This window comes from Gluconacetobacter entanii, from assembly GCF_013155425.1.
GTDB classification, from domain to species: Bacteria; Pseudomonadota; Alphaproteobacteria; order Acetobacterales; family Acetobacteraceae; genus Novacetimonas; species Novacetimonas entanii.
The window spans coordinates 1-1,241 of sequence record NZ_JABJWD010000065.1; the positions used below are offsets into that span (position 1 = coordinate 1).

General features: G+C 56.6%; 1 protein-coding gene. It reads left to right on the top strand.

Annotated elements, in window-relative coordinates; all coding sequences use genetic code 11:
* Positions 1-63 precede the first annotated feature (63 nt).
* A protein-coding gene (locus HNH97_RS11925; RefSeq protein ID WP_110507497.1) for an IS3 family transposase occupies positions 64-1,193 on the top strand; the annotation gives its coding sequence in 2 pieces (ribosomal slippage) (positions 64-316 and positions 316-1,193; 1,131 coding nt in all).
* Positions 1,194-1,241 lie beyond the last annotated feature (48 nt).

The window sequence follows — 1,241 nt, forward strand, 5'->3', positions numbered from 1 at the left end:
TGACGTGCCCCCCGGAAATGTCACCATTTTAAAGTAGAGTCCGATCGAGAAGGATACGGACGAATGAAACGCAGTCGTTTTACGGAAGAGCAGATCATAGGGGTGCTGAAAGAACAGGAGGCTGGGCTCAAGGTCTCTGATCTTTGCCGCAAACACGGGATCAGTGATGCGACGTTTTACAAATGGAAGACCCGCTATGGTGGCCTTGAGGTATCTGAGGCCAAACGGCTGAAGGCATTGGAAGATGAAAACAGTCGTCTGAAGCGTCTCCTGGCGGATGCGATGCTGGATAATGCGGCGTTGAAGGAAATTGTTGGAAAAAAGTGGTGACGCCTGTCGCAAAGCGGCAGGCGGTCCTACACCTTCAAAAGGCTCTGGCACTGAGTGAGCGTCGCGCCTGTGCCCTTGTTGGTCTTGCCAGGCGTGTTGCGCGGTATATTTCCACCCGGGCAGATGATGCCGCCCTGCGCCAGCGCCTGCGGGATCTGGCGAGCCAGAGACGCCGCTTTGGCTATCGCCGCCTGGGTTATCTTCTGGCGCGGGAAGGGTTTAGCCCCAATCACAAGAAGCTGTTCCGCCTTTACAAGGAGGAAGGGCTGAAAGTCCGCCATCGGGGTGGCCGCAAGAGGGCGCTGGGGACGCGTTCTCCCATGACCATCCCTCAGGAACCCGGGCAGCGCTGGAGCCTGGATTTTGTCTCGGATGCCCTGATCTGTGGCCGCCGGTTCCGCATTCTAGCTGTTATCGACGATTTCAGTCGCAAGAACCTGGCATTGGTTGCCGACACGTCATTATCAGGTGGACGGGTGGCGCGGGAACTGACGGCTCTGGTAGAACGATATGGCAAACCCCTCATGATTGTCAGCGACAACGGTACGGAGTTCACATCCCATGCCATCCTGAAATGGGCAGATGAGATGAAGGTTGAATGGCACTATATCGCCCCCGGGAAACCGCAGCAGAACGGCTTTGTCGAAAGTTTCAACGGCCGGCTGAGGGATGAATGCCTCAACGAAACGCTGTTCACCTCCCTCAGCCATGCCCGACAGGTTCTGGCTGACTGGCGGGAAGACTACAACACGGTGCGTCCCCATTCCCAATTGGATGGCAGGACACCGGATCAGGTCGCCAGACAAGTGTCTCGGGGGGCATGCCCCCGAGACACTTGTCATCCCACCAACCCCAAGCCATAAAAAACGGGAACTCTCCTTTTGAGTGGATACAAAAAGGGGGGCACGTCA